General features: G+C 33.7%; 3 protein-coding genes. 2 read left to right on the forward strand and 1 reads right to left on the reverse strand.

Translation table 11 applies throughout. The annotated features are described in order from the left end of the window. Positions 1-207 precede the first annotated feature (207 nt). Positions 208-405, forward strand: a complete 198-nt coding sequence (locus FOF46_RS30480) for a hypothetical protein (protein ID WP_143919192.1) — start codon at positions 208-210, stop codon at positions 403-405. 14 nt (positions 406-419) lie between these two features. On the opposite strand, the gene FOF46_RS30485 is transcribed toward FOF46_RS30480, so the two are convergent. After that, positions 420-890, reverse strand: coding sequence for a hypothetical protein (locus FOF46_RS30485; RefSeq protein ID WP_143919193.1), 471 nt, complete (start codon positions 888-890; stop codon positions 420-422). A gap of 312 nt (positions 891-1,202) precedes the next feature. Here FOF46_RS30485 and FOF46_RS30490 point away from each other — a divergent pair, with 312 nt between their 5' ends. Next, positions 1,203-3,116 (forward strand): hypothetical protein, encoded by a 1,914-nt coding sequence (locus tag FOF46_RS30490; protein ID WP_143919194.1) that lies wholly within the window; start codon positions 1,203-1,205, stop codon positions 3,114-3,116. Positions 3,117-3,192 lie beyond the last annotated feature (76 nt).

Genomic DNA, 3,192 nt, shown 5'->3' on the forward strand with positions numbered 1-3,192 from the left:
AGAACCGAAATTAACTCGACTCAATTTACATTGGCACAATTCGAACTGTAAAAAGTGGCACAGTTTGAACTGAAATTACTGGCACTATAGCTCCGAAATCAGTGGCACAAATCAAACCGAATTATCCAAGAACTATAACCGATTACGATAGTGAACTTGATAAAACTATAGCTGATCTTTCAAAATAGAAAAAACCCAAGGTATTTAATGAGTGATTTAAATAGGAAAATAAACCTTGAGAAAGCCTATCAAAAAGGTTTAATAAATGAGTCTGATAAATTAAATTCGGAAAAAACACTCATGTCTCTATTTGAAGAAGAAATAAGGAAGAAACAAGAACAAATAAAGGAGTTAGACTTAAAAAAACAAAGCCTCAGAAATAACATCATTTCTAAAATTGAATAATTTATTATACTATGCTATGACGACTTCTTCGAAGCTTTATTGTTCTTTCTTTCGATTTCTGCAATCCTTCTTTCCAACTTTCTCACTGTGTTGTGATCATCTGTTATATTGCTATCTAAGACTTTTAGCTTTATATACATCCAAAGAATAGGTTCTTCTTTATAAGTTTCATCATTCTTGTATAAATGAGATAATATATCTGAAAGCGAATAATTATCCAATGAATCCAGATGAAGTTTTTTTAAATCAGTTTCATTAGAAACTTTTGTAAGCTCCCCCTTTGCCAAATCCTTATTAATTAGATCATCAATAAGTATACTGTATTTGACAGATATTTTCTGAATAACTGGTAGTTTCGGGTATGATTTACCCTCTATATAAGAACCTATAGCTCCTCTATTTAAGCCAAACAACTTTCCGAAAGCGTCTTTCCCTATATTTTCTCTATCGCACAGATATTTAATGTTTTTAGATAGAAAAATCATGTTAAATTTTCATTTATTTTCAGATTTTATTTGCAACATACAGATTTTATCTGTAAAATTGTACACCTTTAAGGGTATAAACTTATGAAAAAAAAACAAATTCGCTTACAGAAGCTCAGATTAATTTTCTGAAGGAACATATTAACTTGAAAAAGGTTGCAGCCAGATTTGAACTCAGTACAGAGAGTAAATATCTATACCGAATACTTAGAACGGGTGTCAAAAACCCTAGAAGTAAAGGTTCAAAATACCTTAATGAACTCAAAAGACTGTATAAGCAGATAAAATCTGACAACATTAAATAGAACCGTAATGCCACATTTTTTTATTGACAAACTTGTTGTTACCAAAGAAGAACTCATACCTGATTTTTGGGCTAGATATGAAGATTTAAAACATGAAATATGGCGATATAAAGATAAAGACTATGGGGTTAAAAGAATTCAAAGAGGTGGTGGCAATGGTCGTCAACTACTTATAGCTTTTGATTCTTTACCCATCGATATTCAGGAAGCTATAGGCGACCCACGTAAAGAGGGTCATATACTAGAACATTATTACAAAAGATGTTCTAAGGCTTTAGATTTCTATTCAGAATTTCAGTATGACGATGGTTCTTACTTACCTCCAGACACTATCCAACAATATACAGTTAACGCTTCAGTGGCTAATGCCCTTTTAGATTTAAAGCGTGACCGAATCAATGAGATCATAAGTAAAGGAGGGTCAACTCGAAGTGTAAATAAAAAGCTTTTAGAAGACTGTATTAGTTTTAATGAAGTACTGAGTAAAAAGTACAATGAAACACATAACCTACCGACTTCAAAGCGTTTTAAGCCTACATTAGAGTTATATGCGAGTAAAGGGCATATAAGTTTAATAAAAGACATCGAAGGAAAACGTAGAAAAAACGCATTAAAGCTAGATGAAGATACTACTGCGGTACTAAATTCTATGTTCACTAGCCAAAAAAACAAGCCTACTCCTGTAAAAATAGCGGATCAATACAATGCTTTTTTGTCAGGATATCTCACTATCCAAAACACAGTTACGGGTGAGGAATATAATCCAAAAGATTTCAAAGAATTAAGCGAGTCCAGTATCTCCAATTATTTACGAAGTTGGGAAAGCTCTATAGGCACTCACGCCATTAGGAATGGGGATCGCCAAAAACTTCGTCAACTTTTCATTCCTTACCACAGTTTAAAACAGGCAAAATACGCAGGTTCACTTCTTTCTATTGATGATAGGCAACCGCCTTTTGAATATGAAAAAGGAAAGCGTATGTGGTTCTATAATGCTATTGATTTAGGTAGTGAAGCCTTTACCTGTTGGGTATGGGGTAAAACTAAAGAAGGTATTATCCTTGACTTTTACCGTCAGTTAATCCGTAATTATCACGAATGGGGATTAAATATCCCCGATGGTTTAGAGTGTGAAAGTTCTTTAAATAGCTCTTTTAAAGATACTTTTCTTAAAGAAGGGGTCATGTTCCAAAATGTAAAGATAGAAGCAAATAACGCACGAGGGAAACGAATAGAGGCATATTATAGACAATTACGATACAAATTAGAAAAAGAGCGCGAGGGTTGGCTTGCCCGTCCATTTGCACTTTCTGAACCCAATCAGATTAGCAATGTAAAAAAGAAGCCTGTTCCTTATAACAAATTGGCTAAAGAATGCTTGCATGATATATGGACGTGGAACAATATGGAGCATAGTAAGATCAAAGGAAAATCACGTTGGGAAGTGTTTATAGAGACTCAAAACCCTGATTTAAAACCTACCAATTATAAAGCACTACTCCCGCATTTAGGATATCATAGAAAAACAAGTTGTAATGCAGGCATTGTTTTGCTTAATAGAGGTAAATGGTTACTTGGTGATAATGATACGATTTATACTGGCTCTAATCTCATCAATTTAATGAGGACTGTAGAATCAGAAACTTTTGATGTGTATTGGATGGATGATAATAAGGGCAATATTTTTAAAGCTCTGGTATACATAAAAGGGCGTTATATCTGTCAATTACTACCAAAGCCGTCCTATTCTAAGGCAAAAATAGAGTTTACCCCTGCCGATGCTATCGCCCGTGAAATCATGAGTCGTTATGCACTTACGGTAGAAAGCTTTATGAAAGAACAGAAAAATAACATAGATACAGTCATTGTTGGAAATTCTTGCCAAACTGACCCACCTATTCCTATTATATTGACCCAGTAAATCCTATTTAAACTGACCCACCTATTCTTGTTTAAATTGACCCACCCCCAAAAGTGTGTGTATTAAATAACTTGTA

Source organism: Aquimarina algiphila (genome assembly GCF_007489275.1).
In the GTDB taxonomy this organism is placed as follows: domain Bacteria; phylum Bacteroidota; class Bacteroidia; order Flavobacteriales; family Flavobacteriaceae; genus Aquimarina; species Aquimarina algiphila.

Excerpts from the sequence above, each read along its gene's own strand:
- FOF46_RS30490 (WP_143919194.1), top strand. The coding sequence starts at position 1,203 with ATGCCACATTTTTTTATTGACAAACTTGTTGTTACCAAAGAAGAACTC.
- FOF46_RS30485 (WP_143919193.1), bottom strand. The coding sequence starts at position 890 with ATGATTTTTCTATCTAAAAACATTAAATATCTGTGCGATAGAGAAAAT.
- FOF46_RS30480 (WP_143919192.1), top strand. The coding sequence starts at position 208 with ATGAGTGATTTAAATAGGAAAATAAACCTTGAGAAAGCCTATCAAAAA.